This window comes from Streptococcus hepaticus (assembly GCF_043656315.1).
GTDB lineage: Bacteria > Bacillota > Bacilli > Lactobacillales > Streptococcaceae > Streptococcus > Streptococcus hepaticus.
In genome coordinates, this window is record NZ_JBINIY010000001.1 from 371,789 (window position 1) to 391,964 (window position 20,176).

The 20,176-nt window shown below is 41.5% G+C and carries 15 protein-coding genes; 10 read left to right on the plus strand and 5 right to left on the minus strand.

Annotation, left to right across the window (positions count from 1 at the left end):
- The 6 genes from ppc to ACHUFA_RS02005 all read left to right on the plus strand — a co-directional run bounded on the left by ppc (position 1) and on the right by ACHUFA_RS02005 (position 10,025).
- Positions 1-2,697, plus strand: a complete 2,697-nt coding sequence (gene ppc / locus ACHUFA_RS01980) for a phosphoenolpyruvate carboxylase (RefSeq protein ID WP_222350063.1) — start codon at positions 1-3, stop codon at positions 2,695-2,697.
- A gap of 282 nt (positions 2,698-2,979) precedes the next feature.
- Positions 2,980-3,477 (plus strand): RNA polymerase sigma factor, encoded by a 498-nt coding sequence (locus ACHUFA_RS01985; RefSeq protein WP_394404756.1) that lies wholly within the window; start codon positions 2,980-2,982, stop codon positions 3,475-3,477.
- Positions 3,464-4,540 (plus strand): anti sigma factor C-terminal domain-containing protein, encoded by a 1,077-nt coding sequence (locus ACHUFA_RS01990; protein ID WP_394404757.1) that lies wholly within the window; start codon positions 3,464-3,466, stop codon positions 4,538-4,540. The genes ACHUFA_RS01985 and ACHUFA_RS01990 overlap by 14 nt, the downstream gene beginning before the upstream one ends.
- Before the next feature lie 124 nt (positions 4,541-4,664).
- Positions 4,665-5,861 (plus strand): elongation factor Tu, encoded by a 1,197-nt coding sequence (gene tuf, locus ACHUFA_RS01995; protein WP_222349034.1) that lies wholly within the window; start codon positions 4,665-4,667, stop codon positions 5,859-5,861.
- Positions 5,862-6,051: 190 nt separating this feature from the next.
- Positions 6,052-6,804, plus strand: coding sequence for a triose-phosphate isomerase (gene tpiA / locus ACHUFA_RS02000; protein WP_222349032.1), 753 nt, complete (start codon positions 6,052-6,054; stop codon positions 6,802-6,804).
- Between the two features lie 74 nt (positions 6,805-6,878).
- The gene (locus tag ACHUFA_RS02005) at positions 6,879-10,025 is read left to right on the plus strand and encodes a GBS Bsp-like repeat-containing protein (RefSeq protein ID WP_394404759.1); all 3,147 of its coding nucleotides are present in this window, start codon (positions 6,879-6,881) and stop codon (positions 10,023-10,025) included.
- Positions 10,026-10,054: 29 nt separating this feature from the next.
- Here the strand turns inward: ACHUFA_RS02005 and ACHUFA_RS02010 are convergent, their stop codons facing one another.
- The 4 genes from ACHUFA_RS02010 to ACHUFA_RS02025 are packed head-to-tail and all read right to left on the minus strand — an operon-like array spanning position 10,055 to position 14,619.
- Positions 10,055-11,290 carry an aminoacyltransferase gene (locus ACHUFA_RS02010; protein WP_394404760.1) on the minus strand — a complete coding sequence of 412 codons (1,236 nt, stop codon included), beginning with the start codon at positions 11,288-11,290 and terminating at the stop codon, positions 10,055-10,057.
- The gene (locus ACHUFA_RS02015; protein ID WP_394404761.1) at positions 11,287-12,507 is read right to left on the minus strand and encodes an aminoacyltransferase; all 1,221 of its coding nucleotides are present in this window, start codon (positions 12,505-12,507) and stop codon (positions 11,287-11,289) included. The genes ACHUFA_RS02010 and ACHUFA_RS02015 overlap by 4 nt, the downstream gene beginning before the upstream one ends.
- Positions 12,507-13,319 carry a sugar-phosphatase gene (yidA, locus tag ACHUFA_RS02020; protein ID WP_394404786.1) on the minus strand — a complete coding sequence of 271 codons (813 nt, stop codon included), beginning with the start codon at positions 13,317-13,319 and terminating at the stop codon, positions 12,507-12,509. Before yidA ends, ACHUFA_RS02015 begins: the two co-directional genes overlap by 1 nt.
- Positions 13,306-14,619 carry an HD domain-containing protein gene (locus tag ACHUFA_RS02025; protein ID WP_394404762.1) on the minus strand — a complete coding sequence of 438 codons (1,314 nt, stop codon included), beginning with the start codon at positions 14,617-14,619 and terminating at the stop codon, positions 13,306-13,308. The genes yidA and ACHUFA_RS02025 overlap by 14 nt, the downstream gene beginning before the upstream one ends.
- 105 nt (positions 14,620-14,724) lie before the next feature.
- Here ACHUFA_RS02025 and ACHUFA_RS02030 point away from each other — a divergent pair, with 105 nt between their 5' ends.
- From ACHUFA_RS02030 to ACHUFA_RS02040, 3 genes are all read left to right on the plus strand, one after another.
- A complete protein-coding gene (locus ACHUFA_RS02030) occupies positions 14,725-15,615 on the plus strand; it encodes a TSUP family transporter (RefSeq protein WP_394404763.1) in 891 nt (296 codons plus the stop codon).
- Between the two features lie 10 nt (positions 15,616-15,625).
- Positions 15,626-16,012, plus strand: a complete 387-nt coding sequence (locus ACHUFA_RS02035) for a YwiB family protein (RefSeq protein WP_222349018.1) — start codon at positions 15,626-15,628, stop codon at positions 16,010-16,012.
- Positions 16,013-16,243: 231 nt separating this feature from the next.
- Positions 16,244-18,931: a cation-translocating P-type ATPase gene (locus ACHUFA_RS02040; protein WP_394404764.1), complete on the plus strand. Its 2,688-nt coding sequence runs from the start codon at positions 16,244-16,246 to the stop codon at positions 18,929-18,931.
- A gap of 172 nt (positions 18,932-19,103) precedes the next feature.
- Here ACHUFA_RS02040 and ACHUFA_RS02045 read toward each other — a convergent pair whose 3' ends face one another.
- The gene (locus ACHUFA_RS02045) at positions 19,104-19,328 is read right to left on the minus strand and encodes a hypothetical protein (protein ID WP_222349014.1); all 225 of its coding nucleotides are present in this window, start codon (positions 19,326-19,328) and stop codon (positions 19,104-19,106) included.
- Between the two features lie 90 nt (positions 19,329-19,418).
- Between ACHUFA_RS02045 and ACHUFA_RS02050 the strand changes: the two genes are divergently transcribed.
- Positions 19,419-20,147 carry a glycerophosphodiester phosphodiesterase gene (locus ACHUFA_RS02050; RefSeq protein WP_394404765.1) on the plus strand — a complete coding sequence of 243 codons (729 nt, stop codon included), beginning with the start codon at positions 19,419-19,421 and terminating at the stop codon, positions 20,145-20,147.
- The last annotated feature ends 29 nt before the right edge of the window (positions 20,148-20,176 follow it).

Consider the following 20,176-nt stretch of genomic DNA (forward strand, 5'->3'; position numbering starts at 1 on the left):
ATGTCTATTCAAAAATTAGAGAACCTGAACAACAAAGAAACAATCATGGAAGAAGTTGTCATTCTGACCAACACTTTACGAGATGTAGCGCGTCAGATGATTGCACCTGAAACCTTCGATAAAATTGTCGAGTTGGCTGCCTTATCAACCCACGATAATTACCAAGATTTACTGAAAATTATCGGCAAGTTGACCAATGATGAATTGGCAGTTATTTCGCGTTATTTTGCGGTCTTACCACTCTTGATCAATATCTCTGAAGATGTGGACTTGGCTTACGAAATCAACTTGCAAAACAATTTGGGCAATGATTACCTAGGAAAATTGTCCACAACCATTGACTTGGTTGCAGACCGTGAAGACGCTGCAGAAATCTTGGAACACCTGACAGTTGTACCAGTTTTGACGGCTCACCCTACACAAGTACAACGCCAGTCTATGCTTGATTTGACCAAGCGTATCCATGAACTCCTACGTCGTTACCGCGATGTAAAATTAGGTCTTTTGAATAAGACGAAATGGGAAGACGAGTTGCGTTCCTACATTGAAATCATCATGCAGACAGAGATGATTCGTGAGAAGAAACTCAAAGTAACCAATGAAATCACAAACGTTATGGAGTATTACAATTCTTCCTTTATCAAAGCTGTCACAAAATTGCAGACCGAATACAAACGGTTGGCTGCTGAAAAAGGGATTGAATTGAAGAACCCACATCCAATTTCAATGGGAATGTGGATTGGTGGAGACCGCGACGGAAACCCCTTCGTAACGGCTGAAACCTTGAAGTTGTCTGCTTTGACACAGGCAGAAGTCATCATGAATTACTATGATGAAAAACTCTTCAAACTCTATCGTACCTTCTCTTTATCTACGACAATTGTGTCCGTCAATGAAGCAGTCAAGGCTTTGGCAGATTTGTCAGAAGATACATCTGTCTACCGTGAGCATGAACCTTATCGCCGTGCCTTCCACTATATTCAGATGAAGTTACGCAATACCCGCGATTATCTCATTTACGATGTGAAAAATGATGTCCGCTATGCCAATGTCAAAGAGTTTCAGGCTGACCTTTTAGCTATCAAAACATCACTTCAAGAAAATAAATCAAAAGGCTTGATTCAAGGTGATTTTACAGAGTTGCTGGAAGCGGTTGAAGCTTTTGGGTTCTACTTGGCAACCATTGATATGCGCCAAGATTCTAGCATTCATGAAGCCAGTGTGGCAGAACTCTTGGCTTCAGCTCGTGTGGTAGAAGATTACAGCAGTCTGTCTGAAGAAGAAAAATGTGAAGTGCTTCTGCGCGAATTGACAGAAGATCCTCGTATCTTATCCGCTACTCATGTTGAAAAATCAGAGCAGTTGCAGAAAGAATTAGCTATTTTTCAAGCGGCGCGTGAGTTGAAAGATAAGCTAGGTGAAGAAGTTATCAAGCAACATATTATCTCCCACTCAGAGAGCGTGTCAGATATGTTGGAACTAGCTGTTCTCTTGAAAGAAGTTGGCTTGGTGGATAGCGAAAACGCGCGTGTGCAAATTGTTCCTCTCTTTGAAACCATCGAAGATTTGGATAATTCCTCAGCTATTATGCGCCAATATCTGGACCTTGAGATCGCACAAAAGTGGATTGCCGGCAATCATTCTTATCAGGAAATCATGCTGGGCTATTCAGATTCCAACAAAGATGGTGGCTACTTATCATCTGGTTGGACGCTCTACAAGGCTCAAAATGAATTAACTCAGATTGGTGAAGAACATGGTATTAAAATTACCTTCTTCCACGGCCGTGGTGGTACAGTTGGACGTGGTGGTGGCCCATCTTATGATGCCATTACTTCACAACCATTTGGCTCTATCAAGGATCGTATCCGCTTGACTGAGCAAGGAGAGGTCATCGGTAACAAATACGGTAACAAAGACGCTGCTTACTACAATCTCGAAATGCTAGTATCAGCCTCCATTGACCGTATGGTGACGCAGATGATCACCAATCCTGAGGATTTGGAAGGCTACCGTGAAGTCATGAATGGAATCGTGGATGATAGTTATGTCATCTATCGTGATTTAGTCTTTGGTAATCCACATTTCTATGATTACTTCTTTGCAGCTAGCCCAATTCGTGAGGTTTCAAGCCTTAATATTGGCTCCCGTCCAGCTGCTCGTAAGACCATTACAGAAATTGGTGGCCTTCGTGCGATTCCATGGGTCTTCTCATGGTCACAAAATCGGATTATGTTACCAGGTTGGTATGGTGTAGGTTCAAGTTTCAAACGCTTCATTGACAAGGCGCCTGAGAATCTTGCTAAGCTTCAAACCATGTATCAAAACTGGCCATTCTTCCGTTCACTCCTATCAAATGTTGACATGGTCTTGTCTAAGTCAAATATGAATATTGCCTTTGAATATGCTAAGATGTGTGAAAGCGAAGAAGTACGTGAAGTCTTCTACACTATTTTGGACGAATGGCAATTGACCAAGAACATCATTTTGGAAATTGAACAAAATGAAGAACTCTTGGCAGAACTTCCATCCTTGAAAGCAAGTTTGGAATACCGCTTGCCATATTTCAATGTGCTGAATTATATTCAAATTGAGCTCATCAATCGCCTCCGTCATGGTCAGTTGAGTGCAGATCAAGAAAGTCTCATTCACATCACCATCAACGGTATCGCAACAGGTTTGCGTAACTCAGGCTGATAGGAAAAGCTTGTAAGTATTTTGATTGAAGAAAAAGTCTCTTCCGAAGATGATTTCTTCAATCTTTTTTTGTCCTCAATAAAACAGGAAATGTTCTACTATCAACCGTTCAAAGACTGATTATATTGCTATTCAATAGCTAACCTAGTATAACCTGTTTTTTAACAAGATTTATCTATCTTCTAGAACCGTCAGGTTCTTTTCTTTTTTGCGAAAAATGAGTAAACTAGTTGTAACCGCAGTCAAGTGTTGTTCGTTATATATGTGAAGAAGGGAGGATATATGAAATTGGACCAATATGAGCGCCAACTGATTGATTGGGCGAAGGAGATTACCTGCTATCTGATTTCTTCAGGTGCTGCAAAGAGTGATGCAGAAGATGTGGTACAAGATGTCCTTCTCCGGCTTTTGGAGGCTGAATTCCTTCTTCCAGCCAATAAATTGCGTGCATGGATGTATCGTGTTTCCCTTCGACGCTATATTGATAAGTACCGGCGAGATAAACGCTATCAAGAAATCTTACGCAAGGAATTTTTCAAACCAGAAGATGTAGTTAGCTTTGATAGGGATGACTATGACTGGCTTTGGGAAGAGTTGAAAAAGTTAAAACAAACCTATCATACCGTTCTAGAACTCTACTATTTTCAAGGTTTTTCAACCAAGGAAATAGCAACTATTTTAGGTATTTCTCACAGCAAGGTCAAGATTGATCTGATGCGAGGAAGGAAAGCCCTCAAAATGAATCTAAAGAAAGCAGGTTACAAAGATGGAAACATTTGAATTTGTCACGAAGAAAAGAAAAAGAAGAAATCGCTGGATGACCGTCAGTTTGTCAGTTCTAGCCATTAGTGGACTTTACATCGGTACTCGCATGATTACAGGAAAAGTGATTAGCAATCAAGCCTGGAAAGTAGTTCACGAAGTTGAATTAGTTGAAAGTGTTGCCTTTCCAAATATCGAAACCTATACTTGGTCTGCCAATGGAGGCGATATGTTCAACGGTGGTATCAAAGGACGACAAGCAAAAGATATTTATGGAATCCCAGTCGATTATGGCGAATACAAGACAGATTTTAATATCCTAAGTATCAGATGGGGAACACTTTTTGAATCAACAACAGGAAAGCAAACAGAGGCTGGCGCAACCATCAATATAGAGAACAACCAGAAAGTTTCACACTTTTATAACGTCAAACTTACTGCTGGTCAACCAGGCACTCAAGGAGGAAAGTCCAGTGAACCAACCAATGAAATTAAATACACTAAGGATATGAAAAATCAGTTGGTGGAAGTGGCGATTACCTTTGACAAACCATATAGCTTAAAAGAACTCCAAACCATGATTCCTAAGAATCTCAAGACCAATTGGTACTGGATTGGAACCTATTCCAAAGGCGACCCTTCTTGGTGGGAACCAAGTAATCTCTATGGCACAAGTCCAGAAAACTTGACGCGAAAAGAATTTGTTCACAAGAAAGAAGCAGAAGAAGCTGTTGCTAAATTAAAAGAGGGTGAAAAATTAGATAAACGTCTTTCTGAAATGAAAGATGTGGATGGGTTCTTGGCTAATCTCAAAAAATACATGGAGTCAGACAGAAGTAGCACCTATAATGGGTTCAAAACACAAGATGACATCAAAGTCTACTTGAAAAAGTTTGGTAACTTGGACTTATCTAAGAAAGAAGAGTTGGACAAACTAGAATTTGCAGGGATCATTTTAACAGGTAAATCCGAGGACTTTGCCAAGCTGGAAAATCAGTCTTGGATTTATGCTTCCAGCATTGGAGCCAGCATTCCTAATCAGCCATATTACCACTTGGAAAACGGCTTGGAAAATGAATAATCTGTGGAAAAATAGGTAAAACACTTGCAATTTCTCTGTAATTTGATAGAATGGTAAGGTAAAGTTAGTCTGTATTGCCTACTGTCTAACTATAAAATATATTTTATTGGAGGCTTTTACCAAAATGGCAAAAGAAAAATACGATCGTAGTAAACCACACGTTAACATTGGTACAATTGGACACGTTGACCACGGTAAAACTACTTTGACAGCAGCTATCACAACTGTATTGGCACGTCGCTTGCCTTCATCAGTTAACCAACCTAAAGACTATGCGTCTATCGACGCTGCTCCTGAAGAACGCGAACGCGGTATCACTATCAATACTGCACACGTTGAGTATGAAACTGAAAAACGTCACTATGCTCACATCGACGCTCCAGGACACGCGGACTACGTTAAAAACATGATCACTGGTGCTGCCCAAATGGACGGTGCGATCCTCGTAGTTGCTTCAACTGATGGACCAATGCCACAAACTCGTGAGCACATCCTTCTTTCACGTCAGGTTGGTGTTAAACACCTTATCGTCTTCATGAACAAAGTTGACTTGGTTGACGATGAAGAATTGCTTGAATTGGTTGAAATGGAAATCCGTGACCTCTTGTCAGAATACGACTTCCCAGGTGACGATCTTCCAGTTATCCAAGGTTCAGCTCTTAAAGCTTTGGAAGGTGACTCAGCATACGAAGATATCATCATGGACTTGATGAACACTGTTGATGAGTACATTCCAGAACCAGAACGCGACACTGACAAACCACTCTTGTTGCCAGTCGAAGATGTATTCTCAATCACTGGTCGTGGTACAGTTGCTTCTGGACGTATCGACCGTGGTACTGTTCGTGTCAACGACGAAATCGAAATCGTTGGTATCAAAGAAGAAAAACATAAAGCAGTTGTTACAGGTGTTGAAATGTTCCGTAAACAACTTGACGAAGGTCTTGCCGGCGATAACGTTGGTGTGCTTCTTCGTGGTGTACAACGTGACGAAATCGAACGTGGTCAAGTTATCTCTAAACCAGGTTCAATCAACCCACACACTAAATTCAAAGGTGAAGTTTACATCCTTTCTAAAGAAGAAGGTGGACGTCATACTCCATTCTTCGACAACTACCGTCCACAGTTCTACTTCCGTACAACTGACGTAACTGGTTCAATCAAATTGCCAGAAGGTACTGAAATGGTAATGCCTGGAGATAACGTAACTATCGACGTTGAATTGATCCACCCAATCGCCGTTGAACAAGGTACTACTTTCTCTATCCGTGAAGGTGGACGTACTGTTGGTTCAGGTATGGTTACAGAAATCGAAGCTTAATTCGATTGAGTTCCCAGAAATAACAATTAAAGTCAGACAACTTATAATTGGCTCGCTACCTTTAGGTGGCGAGTTTTTCTTTATATTACAGAATGATGTCAATTTTCTATAGGGAATAAAATACCTAGAATTCTGGATTATTTTGTGATATACTAGACAAGTAAAAATTAAAGAAGAAGAGGTATGTGAAATGTCACGTAAACCAATTATTGCCGGCAACTGGAAAATGAACAAAAATCCTCAAGAAGCTCAAGCTTTTGTAGAGGGAATTGCTGGTAAATTGCCTTCAGGTGATGTTGTTGAAGCAGCTATTGCAGCTCCAGCAGTTGACTTGAACGCTTTGCTCTGGTTCGCTAAAGATTCAGAATTAAAAGTTGCAGCACAGAACTGCTACTTTGAAGATGCTGGAGCCTTCACTGGTGAAACTAGCCCTAAAGTTTTGAACGAAATGGGTGTTGACTATGTTGTTATTGGTCACTCAGAGCGTCGTGATTACTTCCACGAAACTGATGAAGATATCAACAAAAAAGCGCATGCTATTTTCCGTAACGGTATGACACCAATCATCTGTTGTGGTGAATCTCTTGAAACTTACGAAGCTGGTAAAGCAGCTGAATTCGTAGGTGCGCAAGTATCTGCTGCATTGAAAGACTTGTCAGCAGAGCAAGTAGCTTCACTCGTTATTGCTTATGAGCCAATCTGGGCTATCGGTACTGGTAAATCAGCTACTAAAGATGATGCACAAACAATGTGTAAAGCGGTTCGTGATGTTGTAGCAGCTGACTTTGGTCAAGAAGTTGCTGACAAAGTTCGTATTCAATACGGTGGTTCAGTGAAACCTGAAAACGTTGCTGAATACATGGCTTGTCCAGACGTTGACGGTGCCCTTGTTGGTGGAGCATCACTTGAAGCAGAAAGCTTCTTGGCTTTGTTGAACTTCTAAACTGAATAGATATAAACCGACAAAGAACTTCTAACTCTTAGTTAGAGGTTCTTTGTCACATAACAGGAGAAACAATGAAATATAAGTCTCTTATATATGTAGGAGCTATGACGGTTGCCATTGGGGCAATCCAAGCGAGTGGAGAACAGGTGTTGGCTGATCAGATTTTAGCTGATCCAACACATACGAAGGCTAAGACGGATGAAAATGTAAGTGGAGAACTTGCTGTTGAATTGGAGAGAGACAAGGCAAAAATTACCTTGTCTGACTTGACCGTAACTGCCAATCAGGTTAAGGCAACATTATGGACTAATTCTATCCAAAGCAAGACGCAAGAGATTAATTTTGTAAAGGATGAAGAAGGTCACTATCAGGCTTTTGTAACAGGAGAAGGATTGGTAATGGCTGGTGAAACAGAAACCATTTTCCTTCAAGTAGAAGTCCTTACTGAAGATGGAAAGCAATTTCTATTTCAAGATTATCAATTTATTTGGAAAGATGAAGTAGATAAAGCTCTTGAAACAGATACAAAATCTGAATCAGAAGTTGTTACACCAAGCAAACAGGAACCAGCGTCAACAAGTCCTTCAACGTCTGCAAGTGCTGCTAAACCAGCACCAAGTTCGACAGCTGAGCAGGCTGAAAAAGCCCAAACGACTGTTACAACAGCAGCTCCCGCAACTAAGATTGTACTGGGACCTGGTTATGGAGCAGCTGGACCTAAAGTGACTGGGACGATCAACATCAAAAACGTTAACACAGTAGCTGGAACCTTTGATATTGTCATCAGCAATATCGTGGGAGCTACAACCATTCAGACCGTACAGGTTCCCGTTTGGACAGATACGAATGGGCAAGATGATATTAAGTGGTATACGGCTGTTAAGCAAGCTGATGGTAGCTACAAAGTAACGGTTCGGAAAAAAGATCACAAGAATGAAATTGGGCTCTATCATGCTCATTTATACTATCAGTATACGAATGGCAAACACCAAGGTATTGCTAACACGAGTTTCACCCTACCTGCTCCAAATGGCTATTCTGGGACTCTCTCCATTCAAAATATGAATGATCGTTTGGGGACTTTTGATGTTATTGTGTCAAATATTGTAGGCTCTAATATCCAAGCTGTTCAAGTTCCAGTTTGGACAGATGAATTTGACCAAGACGATCTTAAATGGTATACGGCTATGAGACAAGCGGATGGGACCTACAAGGTGACAATCAACAAAAAAGACCATAAAAATGGTCTAGGAAAATACCATGCGCATCTCTATTACAAATTGACAGATGGAAGTAAAAAAGGAATTGCTTCAACGACAACAACTCTGCAAAACAAGCCGCAAGGAAAACTAAGTATTACTAATGTCAATGAAAAGCAAGGAAGTTTTGATATTGTCATTTCAGATATTGTTTCACCAAAGGCTATTTCAAGTATTCAAGTGCCAGTCTGGACGGATGCCAATAATCAGGATGACCTGAAGTGGTATACGGCAATCAAGCAGGCAAATGGTACTTATAAGGTGACAGTTAATAAGAAAGACCATAAAAATGAGATCGGGCTCTACCATGTTCATCTTTACTACAATTTTGTGGACAAGACGAAGAACGGCATTGCTTCAACGACAACTCATTTGAATTTACCAGTTGGTGGGAAACTTTCTGTTGCGAATCTCAATGAAAAAACGGGTACTTTTGACTTAATTGTTTCTGAAGTCTATGGACGTTCGACCATTCAGGCGGTTCGAATTCCAGTTTGGACGGAAGTTAATAACCAAGATGACCTAAAATGGTATACAGCCACCAGACAAGGGAATGGCACTTATAAGGTGACGATTAACAAAAAAGACCATAAGAATGAAATTGGGCTCTACCATGCTCACCTTTACTACAAATACAACGATGGAAGTCTACAGGGTATTGCGACGACCAAAATTGATTTGCCTGCAGCTAAGCCCTCAGCTACTGTCAGCATTAAAAATAACAACTCTGCCAATGGGACGTTTGATGTAGTAGTGACCAATGCTTGGGTTCCTGGTCATTTATCTACAGTTCAAGTTCCAGTCTGGTCAGAGGTCAATGGACAGGATGATATCAAGTGGTATACAGCTATCAAGCAAGGTGATGGTAGCTTCAAGGCGACGGTCTCAGCCAGTGACCACAAATATGATACGGGTATCTACCACGCCCACGTGTATTTGCAGCAGTCGGATGGGAAGAGATTCGGGGTAGCAAATACAAAGGTTAATGTTGCGATCAAGTCAACCGCACCGACAGCAATAGCTGCTATTATCAATGTGGATAATTCCTATGGTACCTTTGATGTAGTTGTGAAAAATATTTTTGCACCCGCAGGAATTGACAAGGTGGAAATTCCTGTTTGGACGGATGCCAATGGTCAGAATGATATTGTTTGGTATCCAGCAGAGCGTCGGACAGATGGTACTTACCGTATTACAGTGCGTTTGGTGAACCACAAATATGAACAAGGTTTGGTCAATGCACATGTTTACATTACCAGTCAAGGTAAACGATATGGTGTCGCTAAAACAGCTACAACGGTTAACTATATCAAGAAAGCAGGGAAATCTTTTATTGATGTAAGTAGTCATAACGGTGCCTTATCAACCGATGACTATAGAAAATTAATGCAGCAAGGTGTGTCCGGTGTGGTCGTGAAATTGACCGAAGGAACAAGTTACCGAAACCCGTATGCCGCGGGTCAGATAAAAAATGCGCAAGCTGTTGGCCTCAAGGTATCAGTTTACCATTACTCACACTTCACAGATGCCAAATCTGCTAGAGAAGAAGCGCAATATTTTGTGCAAGCCGCGAAAGAGTTGGGACTATCAAGAGAAACAGTTATGGTCAATGATATTGAGGAAGCGAAATCGCGAAACAATGTCAATACCAATATGGAAATCTGGGAGTCCGAGATGAAGCGATTGGGCTATTCTAACCTAGTACATTATGCAGGAGCTAGCTGGTTGGATAGAAATGAGGTTAATGTTACAGGACCGATTATAACAGCTAAGTTTGGGATGAGTAATTTCTGGGTTGCACATTATCCTTACTACAAGGGGATGTCAGCTGACCAAGCAAGAGAAATGTCTCTCTATGCAGGAGCAGCAGCATGGCAGTTTACTTCGGTTGCATCTCTTCTTAACGGACGTTCTTATTTTGATTTGAATATTGATTATTCAGGCAGATTTACAAATTAAAAAAACTAGGGTTTGAAGTGACCCTAGTTTTACTGTCTTCTGAGAACTTTTTTGATGAATTGAATGGCCTTGACTTTGGCTGGCTGTGGGTAATAGCGGAAGGTTCCCATTTTTCGGACGATATATCCGTTGAAATTTTGCTTGAAGCGGAGAACTCCATCGCTACCATCGAAGATTCCGGTAATACCTAAGAAAGAATAGAAAGAAATGCCTCGTCTAATAGCCTCACGGATAGCAGCTTCTTGCAGGATAACCGGTGCGTAGAATTTGTTAAATTCTGTTAAGGAACCGCTAAAGAGATAGACCAATTCATGTTGGCTGTAGACAAAGAGACTAGCAGCTAATGCTACATCTTCTTGGCCGTAAGTGTTTAGCAGTTCTTGTGCTTCTTCTTTACGGGTTTCAAAGGTTGCGATTTGGCTGGAAATCTCACGTGCTTCATTTTGTTTTTTCTTGGAATTTGGCTGTTGCTCTAAGAAAGAATGAATAGCTGCCAGTTTTTTTTGTAATTTTGCTTCTTGCTGATTGAGATTGGCAAGATAGTCTTGGAAATTAATACTTGCCAAAAGGAACTGCGCCTTATCTCCAAATGCATCATAGAAATCTTGGTAGTATTCGAGAGATTTATCGGCATATTCTCGGCGTTCAGAAGTAGCAGAAGTAATAGCTTTGAACTGGTCTAGTTCTTCTCTAGCAAGTGGTCGAACTTTGATACCAAAGGTATTGGCTTTTTTGAGCAACACCTTCCCTTTTTTACTCAAGGAGTTAGGGAAGTTATCTTGGGTAAGGTTGCTTAAATCCTTGACATAATGCCAGTCAGGTTCGCCTCCAGGATATCCCGTTTGCAGACCATCAAACTGATACCCAATCCCTGTTAGGTCAGTCATTAAGTGTTTTTGTTCTTCTGAAGTAGCCTGACCGTCGCTGTCAAAGGTCTGATAGGTATCGTAGGGCTTAACAATTAGCTGTAGGGCACCATTTTCCTTAGCATAGAGTTGCAAGTCTTTGTAAAATTCAGCAAGATAAGATTGATCAGTTGAGACGGGACCGGAATTCATTTCCATATGAAGCCCTCCCGTCATCGGTAAACTATATAGAATGCCAGATACGACAACTTGTCCCTCTTTTTTGAGCCCGACAAATTGGGTCTTCATTCCACGTTTTGTCAAGAGCGTCGCCATTTCCTCTGTTTGGAGGAAGGAACGCTCAGTAACAGTTTTGGCATGGTCTTGGTATTCTTCAAGACTGAGGAGAGCAAGGGTCATGATTGTTTGTTCCTCCGTTTTTTACGGATGGTGTAAGCGAGATTGAAGAGACCATAAAGTGGGCTGACCGGCAGGTTGAATTCGCCAATAAATTCTTCAATCATGGGGTTAAATTTGGACTTAAAGTTGTAGAGACCGCCGTCTAATTTGTTCTCAATACCGCCCATGTTTTGCTGGCTAATCCCCATATGTTCAAAGGCGTGGAGAGCTGTTTTGTACCAAGTAGCGAGAGCAGGCTGGTAGTGTTTGAAGTCGTCATCCATACCTGCGTAGATATTTTCAGAAGAAGTTCCGAAATTAAGAGACAGGGTAGCTGCAAGAGGAACCACATTTTTCCCTTGACCCAAGTAGTATTTGAGGAAGTCTAGCTCTGCGGACAAGCGCTCGATTTCTTTCAAAGTAGCCTTGACCTTGGTTTCACGAGTATTTCCGGTAAAGGTCGCTTTCAGCTCTTCTTGTTTCTGTAATTCTGCCTCTTGTTTTTGGTAGCGGGCAGCTACATCTAGGCGTGCCATGGTGATATAGGCATCATCACCGTAAGTAGATAATAGCTTTTCATAATAATCTTGGTTACGAAGATGGATACTCTTACGTGCTTCGGTTTTTTTCATGAGACCAGCAAATTCTTCTACTAGGTTCAGATGACCAATTTCAATGACAGCTCCCTTATTTTCAGCGATTCGCATCAGCTGACGCACTTTTTTAGGAATCGCTTCAGGCACAAAATCCTTAGCATAAATGTTAGCTTGGAAGCGAGGCTGAATGGTCTCAGAAATGTCTTCTGTACGTCCGACCCATTTACAGTCAGCTTCTTCGAGGTTAGCAATGACAGTTTGAGCCTCTTCGTTATCAGCAACTTCTTGTTCCACTAGATGTTGTTGGAAATAAATGGACGGGTCAAATTTGATAAAGACAGCTCGCTTGCTTTTGGCAACTTTTTTCAAGGAAGACATGACAAAGGTAACCAATTCCTTATCAAGATAGTCCATGATGGGGCCTCGAGGGATGTAAATCATGGTCAAACCAAGTGGTAGAGGCTGAATCAAAATCGAAGCGACAGCAACAAGGGTATTTTCCTTGTAGAAGCCAATCCGTTCATTGCCCCAGGCATCCTTAATGTGTGCCCATGAGCTGCTTTGGAGGAGATTAATCTGTGGATGTGCTTTGACAAAGTCATCGTGTTCTTGGGCAGGAATGCCCACTTTATAGGAATACATTAGTTTAATACCCACTCTCTAATGGCGTGTGCAACGCCAGATTCGTCATTTGATTTGGTGATATATTTGGCGATTTCTTTCAGTTTGGGGTTGCCGTTTTCCATGACGACAGGATTTCCGACGACTTCCAACATGGACCGGTCATTCTCTTCATCGCCAATGCCCATCGTTTGTTCCAAGGTTAAACTTAATTTTTCAGCTAAACCGATGACAGCTTGCCCTTTGCTAGATGTTTTGGGTGTAATATCTAGGTAGAAAGGCGCTGATTTAGCAATATTAAACCGTTCAAAGAAATAGGCAGGAATTTTTTCAATGGCTGCATCAAGGATTTCTGGTTCATCTACCATCATCATTTTGATAATTTCTTTATCAGCAATTTCTTCTGGCGTACGATAGAAGACAGGAGAGTTTACCAACATAGCTTCATAAATTGTATACTTGCCAATATTGCGATTAGCTGTGTACATGCCTTCTTTTGTGGAGACGTGCATAGGCAAATTAAGTCGACGTGCCAGCAATTCCAAATCTAAATAATCTTCGTAGGAAAGGGTTTCTTTCAGAATATCTTCACCAGTAGCTGTATCTTGGACTAGGCCACCGTTAAAGGAAATCACATAGTCGCCTGGATCTGTCAAATTGAGTTCTTTCAAAAGATGATGAACTCCTGAAATAGGACGACCAGTCGTGATGACAATTTTAACACCTGCAGCCTTGGCTTCTTGTACAGCTGCAAAAACTTCAGGGGTGATTTCTTTTTTACTGTTCAAAAGGGTGCCGTCAATATCAACGGTTACAAGTTTAATAGACATGATTTTCTCCATAGGTAAAATGATCGTTTTTGATAAATTCTTGAAAAAGTTTTGTTTGTTCTGCAAAAATGCCAGTGGTTTCAAGCATTTCTTTCGGGAAATAGAAACGACTATCTCCGTGAATGGTTCCAGCTAATGAGGAAACGATTGGGGACAGTTGAGAGAGCTCGACCAAGCTGTCATCTTTCCGAATCATCTCAATCTGTGTTCGTTTCTTCTCTGCTTCTGGCCGGTAAATGTCGTAAGGCAAGTCAAAATTGTGGTGAATAGCTGTGTAGTATTCAGGGTCAAAACCAACGTCTGCCACGATAGAACGAAGCTGGTCTAATTCTTCTTCATCCTGGCTAGAAAAAGTGATGGATTTGAAGACCTTACGGTTAATATAGCGCTGTGCTAAATCCGACAAGGTTCGATCGGGCCCGTCAATCCAAGTCTGGAAGTAGGTATTCATGACACCATCGTCTAGACCCAGATAGTCTTCCAAAGTCACACGATGCTCGAAGAAAGGCACTAATTTTGGTGATGAAAATTTGAAGAAATCCTTTTCTGCTGTATAGAGGACTTTGGCACGATCCAAGAGATTCTGCAATAGAACTTCCATGGACCGGCTTGCAGGGTGAAAATAAACCTGCATGTACATCTGGTAGCGGCTGAGAACATAATCTTCGACGGCATGCATACCTGATTCACGAAAGGCAATACCATTTTCTACAGGCTGAATGACACGTAAAATCCGTGTCAAATCAAACTCGCCATAGCTAGCACCGGTAAAATAGGAATCCCGTAGTAAATAGTCCATGCGGTCTGCATCAATTTGACTGGAAATCAGCTGCACCACCTGTTTGTTAGGATAAGTGTGGTTGATCACACTGGCTACCTTATCAGGAAAATCGGGGGCTACCTGGCGCAGAATGGCGTTGATTTCGGTCACCGGACTCGTGATAATAGAACAGGTCATTTCCTCATGGTCTGTGTTAAAAAGTCGCTCAAAGGTATGCGAATAGGCACCATGTCCTACATCATGTAGTAAGGCTGCAGACATTGTGAGAAGTGACTCGCTTGAATCCCAAATATCGCTGTATTTTTCATCAAATTTCTGGGTCACTTGGCGGGCAATCTCGTAGACTCCCAGACAATGCGAAAAGCGGCTATGCTCGCCACCATGGAAGGTGTAGGAAGTCGTTCCCAATTGCTTGATGCGGCGTAGTCGCTGAAATTCTTTTGTGTTGATAAGTTGGTAAATGATCTCATGGTCCACATGAATATAGTTGTGAACTGGATCACGAAATACTTTTTCAATCATGTTATTATTATATCAAAAAAGCCATTTTTCTGCTGATTTAGACTGTTTTGTCAGACTTAGAAATTTTTTATTTACGAAAGGAGACATTTCTCGTATAATAAACTAATGACAAATAGAATGATTTTACACGGTATTCAAGCGCTCTTGGTACTGATTATTATTGCCAACTTTACCATGATTTTTCGTTATGCGAAAAAAGAAAAAATTCGTTTAAGTGAGAAATTTTGGACAGGTTTCGGGATTGGGTATGTGACGGATTTGCTGGACACTCTTGGAATTGGAACTTTTGCAACGACAACCACGCTCTTTAAGGCAACCAAGTTGGTGCAGGATGATCGAAAAATTCCCGCAACCATGACAACCGCTCATATCATCCCAGTCTTGGTAGAGGCACTACTTTTTATCACAATTGTCAAGGTGGATTTGGTTACCTTAGTGGCAATGGCTACAGCGGCTTTTTCTGGTGCCTATGTCGGTGCGCGTGTGACCCAAAGCTGGAATACAAAAATGGTGCAACGGATTTTAGGGATTCTGTTGATCATTGCTGCTGGATTTATGGTCTATCGCATGGTAACCAATCCCGGTGCTGACTTGACTGACCAAGTAAGAGGCTTGTCTGGGTTGAGATTAGTGATAGGAATTATTTTTGACTTTATCGTGGGCATGCTGATGAGTATGGGACTTGGAAATTATGCGCCAGAGTTGATTTTCTTCTCGCTAATGGAGATTAGTCCTACAGTTGCTTTGCCGGTTATGATGCTCAATGCGGCCATGATCATGACGGCTGGATCCAAGCAGTTCATCGAATCTGGACGTGTGAGTTGGCCGGGCGTTACAGGAATTATCGCAGGTGGTGTTCTGGGAGTTTTGACAGCTGCTATCTTTTTAACCAATTTGGATATCAACAAATTAAAAGTTTTGGTCATTTTCATTGCGATTTATACCGGTGCTATGCTCTTGCGTTCGTCACTTGTCAAATCTATTCAGAAAAAATAAAAGGAAATTTATGGACATTCGACTTAGAAATGAAATCAAACTAGATGACCAGTTAGAAGTCATCGACCAGCTTTATCCAGTTGAGCTGACGGAAAAAAATGGGCAACTTTATCTGGTGTTTACCAATGAAGAAGGGGAAAAAGTCATCATTAAGGCAGGAATGTCGGATTTGACCATGACTCGTTTTTCCACTCCTAAATCCATCATGCGTTTTGTAGCAAATGAAGAAGCTGTCGTGGTTATTCCCACACCTATGGGTTTGCAACACTTTGTAACAGATACCCAGCGCTACCAATTTAAGGAAGAAACTCAGTCTATTCATTTGTGTTACGATTTGAAATCATTGGGCAGTGATCAGATTTTTGCCAGCTATGATATGGAAATTTCTTGGTTTTAGTTGCAAATTAGAACATCCTCGGATAAAAAATTGTTGAAAAAATACAAATTTTTGCTATAATAAAATGAATCGAGGGAGTAGCTAGCAACTTTTTAGTTGTGACATTGTCGTCAGTACGAAGAATTTCCGGCAATGTATGAAATAGCGAGACTTGTTTTACAAAAAACAGGTCTCTTTTCTTTTGCCTAGTAAATTCAGGGAGAGAAAAGGAGAGACCGCAAGGAGGAAATTTTGTTGAAAGAACAAAAGCGTGAGTTGTACTATACACTCGAAGAAGAAGCTGTTTTGTCAGCCTTGGGCTCTTCTCATGAAGGTTTGAGCAAGGCAGAGGTAGACAAGCGTTTGTCCGAATACGGTCGTAATGAGTTGGCAGAAGGCGAAAAGCGTAGCGTCTTCATGAAATTCTTGGATCAATTCAAGGACTTGATGATTATCATCCTAATGGCAGCGGCCATTCTTTCTGTGGTAACAGAAGGTATGGAAGGTTTGACAGATGCCATCATCATCATGGCGGTTGTTATTTTGAATGCGGCATTTGGTGTCTACCAAGAAGGGCAAGCAGAAGCAGCTATCGAAGCTCTCAAATCAATGTCTAGCCCAATTGCGCGTGTTCGTCGTGACGGCCATGTCGTAGAGGTTGACTCAAAAGAATTGGTACCAGGGGATATCGTGATGTTGGAAGCTGGGGACGTTGTTCCTGCTGATATGCGTCTCTTGGAAGCTAATTCTCTTAAAATCGAAGAAGCAGCTCTTACTGGTGAGTCTGTTCCAGTTGAGAAAGACCTTGCGGAATTGGTTGCAGCAGATGCTGGTATCGGTGACCGTGTCAATATGACTTACCAAAACTCAAATGTTACTTATGGACGTGGGGTTGCAGTGGTCACAAACACTGGTACTTTCACAGAAGTTGGTCATATTGCGGCCATGCTCAACAATGCAGATGAGACTGACACACCACTGAAACAAAACTTGGATAATCTTTCTAAGATTTTGACATACGCTATCTTGGTCATTGCTGCGATTACATTCGCAGTAGGTGTATTTGTTCGTGGTGAAGCGCCACTTGCAGGTTTGATGACTGCCGTTGCGCTTGCTGTTGCGGCTATTCCAGAAGGACTTCCAGCTATCGTAACAGTTGTTCTTTCACTTGGTTCAACAGTTCTTGCAAAACGTAACGCTATTATCCGTAAATTGCCAGCGGTTGAGACTCTTGGTTCAACAGAAATCATCGCATCAGATAAAACTGGTACCTTGACTATGAACCAAATGACCGTTGAAAAAGTTTATACAAATGGTCAATTAATTTCGTCTGCAGCTGAAATTGCCATGGATAATAACACTCTTCGTGTTATGAACTTTGCCAACGATACTAAGATTGACCCATCAGGCAAATTGATTGGTGACCCGACAGAAACAGCTCTTGTACAGTATGGTTTGGACCACACATTTGACGTGCGTGAAGTCCTTGTTAATGAACCACGTGTGGCTGAATTACCATTTGACTCAACACGTAAATTAATGTCAACTATTCACAAGCAAGCTGACGGTAACTTTTTTATAGCCGTAAAAGGTGCGCCAGATCAATTGCTTAAACGTGTGACACAAATCGAAGAAAATGGTAGCATTCGTCCAATCACAGAAGAGGACAAGAAAGCGATCCTGGCAACAAATAAAGACTTGGCCAAACAAGCCCTTCGTGTCCTTATGATGGCTTACAAGTACACTGATGCTGTTCCGACTTTGGAGACTGAAATCGTAGAAGCAGACCTTGTCTTTGCAGGTTTGGTGGGTATGATTGACCCAGAACGTCCAGAAGCAGCAGCTGCTGTTAAGGTGGCTAAAGAAGCTGGTATCCGCCCAATCATGATTACTGGTGACCATCAAGATACAGCAGAAGCTATTGCTAAACGTCTAGGCATCATTGATCCAAACGATACAGAAGACCATGTCTTCACTGGTGCTGAGCTCAATGAGTTGTCAGACGAAGAATTCCAAAAAGTCTTCAAGCAATACTCAGTGTATGCGCGTGTGTCCCCAGAGCACAAGGTTCGTATTGTGAAGGCTTGGCAAAATGAAGGTAAGGTTGTTGCCATGACTGGTGACGGTGTCAACGATGCGCCTTCTCTTAAGACTGCTGATATTGGTATCGGTATGGGGATCACTGGTACAGAGGTTTCTAAGGGTGCTTCTGACATGGTCCTTGCTGATGATAACTTTGCAACCATTATCGTTGCAGTTGAAGAAGGACGTAAGGTCTTCTCAAACATTCAAAAAACGATTCAATACTTGCTTTCAGCTAACATGGCTGAGGTCTTCACGATCTTCTTGGCAACCCTATTTGGTTGGGACGTGCTTGAGCCGGTTCATCTCTTGTGGATTAACTTGGTAACAGATACTCTTCCAGCCATCGCTCTTGGTGTTGAACCAGCTGAGCCAGGTGTCATGACCCACAAACCTCGTGGACGTAAATCAAGCTTCTTCGACGGTGGCGTTATGGAAGCAATCCTTTACCAAGGTGCCTTACAAACCCTCTTGGTTCTCGGTGTTTATGGCTTTGCTCTTATGTTCCCAGAACATGCTGGCAACGATCATATGATGCACGAAGATGCGCTTACGATGGCATATGTGACTCTTGGTTTGATCCAATTGGTACATGCTTACAACGTGAAGTCTGTTTACCAATCTATCTTCACAGTCGGCCTCTTCAAGAATCGTCTCTTCAACTACTCAATCCCAATCGCCTTTGTCATGCTAATGTCAACCGTTGTTATTCCAGGATTCAACAAATTCTTCCACGTATCACACCTTTCAGTGACACAATGGTTGGTTGTTGTAGTAGGAAGCTTGCTCATGGTTGTCTTGGTTGAACTTGTTAAAGCTGTTCAACGTGCCTTAGGACAAGACGAAAAAGCAATTTAATCAAACAGAAAACCAGATTCAGCTGAATCTGGTCTTTAGTGTTTTTTGATGTAGACAGAGGGAAGAATTAGTTCTAAAATAAGGCAGACGATAAATAAAATTTGAACAGTTTTGTAGAGTTGGGCTTGTTCATAGGGAATGAAGATACCAGAACAAGCAACTATCATAACGACTAGAGGCGAAAAAAGCCGATTCCAGGTCGAATCACCAGTTTATCACCGTTTGAAACAGCTACTTTTGACCACCAGATGTTCCCTTCAACATTAAGAAAACTAGGCTCATCATTAAGTTCAATTTCCAGAGTTTGACCATAGCCGATTTTTTCGGTAGGAATTTTGTTTAAAATCAAAGTGTTTTTAAAGAAGCCAGGGTATTTTGATGTGACTTGAATAGACATAAGACCACCTCCTAGCCCGATTATAATCCTGGGAAAATTATCTGTCAATAACTAAAGTATGCTATAATAAACAGAGGGAAAGGAGTAGAAATGACAGAGATAGTTGCTCATAGGGGAAGTCGTATTGACCGACCAGAAAATACCTTAATTGCCTTTGAAGAGGCTGTTCGAGTTGGTGCAGACGGGATTGAGTTGGATGTCCAGTTTACCAAGGACAAGGAAGTCATTGTGTTGCATGACTTAACGGTAGATCGGACGACCAATGGTCGAGGAATTGTGGCCGATTTTCCCCTGGCAGAATTGAAAACCTTAGATGCTGGTTCTTGGTTTGGCCCAGAATTTGCTGACCAGACCATTCCAACTTTGCAAGAAGTTTTGGACTTGCTGCAGGAGTTGGACTTTCACGGTAGTCTCAACATTGAATTAAAAACCGCAGATGTGGCCTATGAGGGTATTGAAAAGGCTATTCATTCCATTGTAACGAGCCGAAACTGGAATTTTTCAGTCATGTATTCTTCTTTCAATTTGCGGTCACTTTATAAGATGCATCACTTAGAGCCCAAGGCTGAAAAGGCTTACTTGGTGAGTAAAAATAATTTCTTGGTCTGGCTTGGAGGTATAGCTTCTTTTATTACTAGTCTTCATCTCAATCGCAACTGGTATTTTAAAGAAAAGAAAAAACCATTGAAACATGTTCGTCTGTGGACAGTCAATGATGAACAGCAGATGGTGCAGGCTTTCGCTCAGAACGTGACAGGAATTATCACAGATAAACCCGCAATTGCCAAAGCTTTACGAGATAAAGATAGACTTCTGTAACTCATTTGCAGGTCAAAGTAAAATATGAT

Coding starts and splice junctions, on each gene's coding strand:
- ppc (WP_222350063.1), top strand. CDS start 1: ATGTCTATTCAAAAATTAGAGAACCTGAACAACAAAGAAACAATCATG.
- ACHUFA_RS01985 (WP_394404756.1), top strand. CDS start 2,980: ATGAAATTGGACCAATATGAGCGCCAACTGATTGATTGGGCGAAGGAG.
- ACHUFA_RS01990 (WP_394404757.1), top strand. CDS start 3,464: ATGGAAACATTTGAATTTGTCACGAAGAAAAGAAAAAGAAGAAATCGC.
- tuf (WP_222349034.1), top strand. CDS start 4,665: ATGGCAAAAGAAAAATACGATCGTAGTAAACCACACGTTAACATTGGT.
- tpiA (WP_222349032.1), top strand. CDS start 6,052: ATGTCACGTAAACCAATTATTGCCGGCAACTGGAAAATGAACAAAAAT.
- ACHUFA_RS02005 (WP_394404759.1), top strand. CDS start 6,879: ATGAAATATAAGTCTCTTATATATGTAGGAGCTATGACGGTTGCCATT.
- ACHUFA_RS02010 (WP_394404760.1), bottom strand. CDS start 11,290: ATGACCCTTGCTCTCCTCAGTCTTGAAGAATACCAAGACCATGCCAAA.
- ACHUFA_RS02015 (WP_394404761.1), bottom strand. CDS start 12,507: ATGTATTCCTATAAAGTGGGCATTCCTGCCCAAGAACACGATGACTTT.
- ACHUFA_RS02025 (WP_394404762.1), bottom strand. CDS start 14,619: ATGATTGAAAAAGTATTTCGTGATCCAGTTCACAACTATATTCATGTG.
- ACHUFA_RS02030 (WP_394404763.1), top strand. CDS start 14,725: ATGACAAATAGAATGATTTTACACGGTATTCAAGCGCTCTTGGTACTG.
- ACHUFA_RS02035 (WP_222349018.1), top strand. CDS start 15,626: ATGGACATTCGACTTAGAAATGAAATCAAACTAGATGACCAGTTAGAA.
- ACHUFA_RS02045 (WP_222349014.1), bottom strand. CDS start 19,328: ATGTCTATTCAAGTCACATCAAAATACCCTGGCTTCTTTAAAAACACT.
- ACHUFA_RS02050 (WP_394404765.1), top strand. CDS start 19,419: ATGACAGAGATAGTTGCTCATAGGGGAAGTCGTATTGACCGACCAGAA.